This window comes from uncultured Mycobacterium sp., assembly GCF_964249325.1.
Classification (GTDB): Bacteria; Actinomycetota; Actinomycetes; order Mycobacteriales; family Mycobacteriaceae; genus Mycobacterium.
The window spans coordinates 21,577-25,319 of the sequence record NZ_CAXUCH010000045.1 but is presented as its reverse complement, the minus strand read 5'-3'; the positions used below and the strand labels follow the sequence as shown (position 1 = coordinate 25,319).

Below are 3,743 nucleotides of genomic sequence, written 5' to 3'. Positions count from 1 at the left end.
TGATGATGCTGGGCGGCATGGACACCACCAGCGGACTGACCGGCAACGTGCTGCTGCGGCTCTGTGAGGACCGCGAACTGCGCGACCACCTCGCCGCTGACCCTGGGCTGCTCATGCAGGGCACCGACGAGTTCATCCGGCTATACACGCCCACACTCGGCTTGGCGCGTACGGTGACCCGCGACGCCGAATTTCACGGCCAACATCTTCGGCAAGGTGATCGTGCCATCTTGATGTGGGGGGCGGCCAACCGCGATCCCGCGATGTTCAGCGACCCCGACAAACTTGATCTGCATCGCGCAAACGCCCGCAAGCACATGGCTTTCGGGGTCGGCGTCCATCGCTGCCTGGGCTCGCACGTCGCCAAGATGATGTTCCAAGTCATGCTGGGCCAGATCCTTGCCCGGCTGCCCGACTTCGAGCTAGCCGGCGCACCCGAGCGATTCGAGGACGCAGGCGAGGTGTATGCCGTGCGCAGACTGCCGATCAGGTTTACCCCCGGTAAACCCGTCGGCAGCTAGCAGCATCGTTGTGGCAGTACAGGTTGCGGTTGAAGAAGAGCCGAATCGGATCCCACAACCTTTTGGGCGCACGCTGCAACGAAACCCAACATTTCGGCTGCCCGAGGACCTCAACATCTGGCAGCCCTAGCGATTCAGCGAGCCACCGTCGCTGCGACGCAGGAAGGCAAAATGTTCCGCACCATGCGCAGGTGGTGGGCGCTAACATTTGAACCGAAGCCCGGACGGTGCGGCGGTTTTCACGATAGTAAGGCGGATATCGCCGAGTACTGATTGCGCTGCATCGCGCGAATGCCCGCAATAACATGGCGTCGGGTGGAGATACCCGCCGCCTGAAGCTCGCACACAGCCAAAATGATGCCCAGGCGATGGTGGGCAGGATCCTTGACCGACCAACCGAATTCGAAGCTGGCGGCGTCCCGAGCGATCCAACGACGCAGGAAGGCGCACGCGACGCGCAGATTGCTGATCCTGTTGAGCCGGGTGAGCCTAAAAGAATCGGCCTTGTGGTCTCCGTCTCCGTAGCGCGACACTTGACGTATATAACCTAGTTGAATAGATCAAGCTGCCGTGGCAGTTTGCCGAGGTAGCTTTCGGAACGCGGATACCGTGCGACATCAGCCAGGAGGCCGGCGTGGACCTGTCGTTCACCACCCGGCATCCACCAACGGTGGCACGCCGCAAGAAGGCGCTGTCGATATTGATCTCGGCACAACCGGGTGTCGTGGCAACAACAAGCAATTTGCGACTCGGTGCCACGAGCCGTCCCGAGCGACACATGCAGGAATGAAGTTATGAGCACGGTAGAGCTGAACAGCCAGATCATCGACGGAGTCGGGGTGGTTTCGCTGAACCGACCGCACCGGCACAATGCCATCAGCGACGCACTGTTCGCTGCGATGTGCACCGCAGTGCGCGGTTTACTCGACACCGATGCGGTGCGCTGCCTGCTGCTGCGTGGAGAAGGCGCCTCGTTCTGCTCGGGCCGCGACCGCGCCGATTTGGGCAAGCGCGCCAACGGCGAGGACGACTTCACGTTCGTGCGGGCACATCAGCGGCTCAGACTCGAAATGCTGGAGTCACCCAAGCCGGTCGTAGCAGCCGTCCAGGGCGCCGCGATCGGCGGCGGCTTCGAGCTCGCCCTTTCGGCCGACATTCGCATCCTGGCCCACGACGCTTTCTTCGCGATGCCGGAAGTGGGACTCGGTCTCGTGCCCGACACCGGCGGAACCCAGATACTGCCGGCCTTGATCGGCCCATCGCGAGCGAAGTATCTGGTGCTCACCGGCAAACGCATCGATGCGGCTACGGCCTACGCGTGGGGGCTGGCCGAGGAGGTGGTAGCCGTCGAGGCGCTGCACGATCACACAATGGCCCTGTGCCGTCAGCTGGCGGCCCAGCCGGCGCTAGCGGCGTCGATGGGCAAGCTGCTGGTGAACCAGGCCATCGCCGGAGACATTCGCAACGGCATCACCCAAGAGCTGTTTGCCCAGACGGCACTGTTCAGTTCTGGGGCGTACCGGCGCAATGCGGGCGACGCACGTACGGATGACACTCGATCCCGGAGGCAATGACATGTCGCTACCTACCCCACCGCCTCTGGGCACATCGATGCTGCCCACAGACACCTACGCCGGTCAAGTCGTCATTGTCACCGGCGGCGGCACCGGCCTGGGAAGGGCCATGGCGGTCGAATTCGCCCGGCTGGGCGCCGCAATAGCCGTCGCCAGCCGCAAGTCAGAACATCGCCAGGCCGGTATAGAAGCGCTTAGTGCTTTGGGAGCCGAAGCGATCGGTGTTGAAGTCGATGTGCGTGACCCGCACGGTGTCGCGGCCATGTTCGATGAGGCCGAACGCAAACTCGGCCCGACCGACGTCCTGATCAACAATGCGGCAGGCAATTTTCCGTGCCAGGCGGTCAAACTGTCAGTCAACGCCTGGCGAAGCGTGGTTGACATCGTGCTCAACGGCACTTTCCTGTGCAGTACCGAATTCGCCCGCCGCGCGATCGCTCGCGGCGCAGCCGGGGCTGTGCTTAACATCGGCGCAACGTATGCTTGGACAGGCGGCCCGGGCACCGCACATTCCGCGGCCGCCAAGGCCGGGGTGACAAACCTGACTCAATCACTGGCCGTCGAGTGGGCGCCCTACGGCATCCGAGTGAACTGCCTTGCGCCCGGGCTGTTTCCGCACCCCGACCTGCCGCCGGCGCTGCTGGCCCGCCAGAATCCCGAAGCAGACGCGAAAAGGATTCCCGCGGGGCGCGTTGGCCAGCCGCATGAACTCGGCTGGGCCGCAACATATCTGTGCTCTCCCTACGCCGCCTACCTATCCGGGCATACGATGGTTCTCGACGGGGCGAATTGGCTGCGCCGCAGCCTAATGATGCCTGAATTCGTTCCCATCGACCAACAGTTTCCCTGACAGCGCTGCAGGTCTTCGAAAGGACGACGCGCGAAACCTATTCCGAGCCGATCAGGCCTGCGATGGATGCGGTCGTGGTCAGCCGATGCCGCGCGACGTGGTGCGTGAAGGACCCGATCTGCCGTGGCGTGCTTTGATGCTGGGCAAGCATCTGATCATCGGCCCCGAAACTCCGGTGGCCGCCGCTTGACGAACGCCTTAACCCCTTCCCGGAAGTCGTCGCTATCCTTCAGCGCCGACTGGCCTTGCAGTTCGATGTCTCCCACCACCGCAAGAGCCGTCAGCATCGACTCGCGCAACGCTCGCTTGATCCATCCATAGGACATCGTCGGACCGCCGGCCAGCGACTGGACCACGGTGTGCAGTTCTGCGTCGTAATCGTCGTCGTCGACCAGGTGGGAGATCATGCCCCATTCGAAAGCAGTTGGCGCCGAAATTCTTTCAGCGAGCATCGCCATCCGCGTGGTGCGGGCGCGACCGATAGCCGCCGGCAACAACGCTGAGGTTCCCCCGTCGGGCATGAGTCCGATTTTGGTGAAAGCCAGTTGGAAAAACGCTGATCGCGCGGCCACAACCAGGTCACACGCCAGCGCCAGCGGACAACCGAATCCCGCGGCAGCGCCGCGCACCCCGGCGACCACCGGCTTAGGGAGCGCAGTGATCGCCCGCACCGCCTCGAGGGCAACGGCCGCGGCGTCCTCGGTGCCGCCACCGGTCAGGTCGCCTCCCGAGCAGAACGCGCGACCCGCGCCGGTCAGCACAACGACGCGCACCGCGTCGTCGGCGCCGTCGTTGATC

At 63.8% G+C, this 3,743-nt stretch carries 5 protein-coding genes; 3 read left to right on the top strand and 2 right to left on the bottom strand.

Annotated elements, in window-relative coordinates; translation table 11 throughout:
* Positions 1-521, top strand: a 521-nt coding sequence (locus ACFE99_RS08465; protein ID WP_375484259.1) for a cytochrome P450, incomplete at its 5' end; no start/stop codon positions are given.
* A 239-nt stretch (positions 522-760) separates the two neighbouring features.
* On the opposite strand, the gene ACFE99_RS08460 is transcribed toward ACFE99_RS08465, so the two are convergent.
* On the bottom strand, positions 761-1,054 hold the full coding sequence (locus ACFE99_RS08460) for a hypothetical protein (protein ID WP_375484257.1): 294 nt from the start codon (positions 1,052-1,054) through the stop codon (positions 761-763).
* Positions 1,055-1,315: 261 nt separating this feature from the next.
* Between ACFE99_RS08460 and ACFE99_RS08455 the strand changes: the two genes are divergently transcribed.
* Both ACFE99_RS08455 and ACFE99_RS08450 read left to right on the top strand, forming a co-directional pair.
* A complete protein-coding gene (locus ACFE99_RS08455; protein WP_375484255.1) occupies positions 1,316-2,095 on the top strand; it encodes an enoyl-CoA hydratase/isomerase family protein in 780 nt (259 codons plus the stop codon).
* Complete coding sequence (locus ACFE99_RS08450; RefSeq protein WP_375484253.1) at positions 2,070-2,945, top strand: SDR family oxidoreductase; 876 nt, start codon at positions 2,070-2,072, stop codon at positions 2,943-2,945. Before ACFE99_RS08455 ends, ACFE99_RS08450 begins: the two co-directional genes overlap by 26 nt.
* Positions 2,946-3,100: 155 nt before the next feature.
* Here the strand turns inward: ACFE99_RS08450 and ACFE99_RS08445 are convergent, their stop codons facing one another.
* Positions 3,101-3,718, bottom strand: coding sequence for an enoyl-CoA hydratase-related protein (locus ACFE99_RS08445; protein WP_375484251.1), 618 nt, complete (start codon positions 3,716-3,718; stop codon positions 3,101-3,103).
* Positions 3,719-3,743 lie beyond the last annotated feature (25 nt).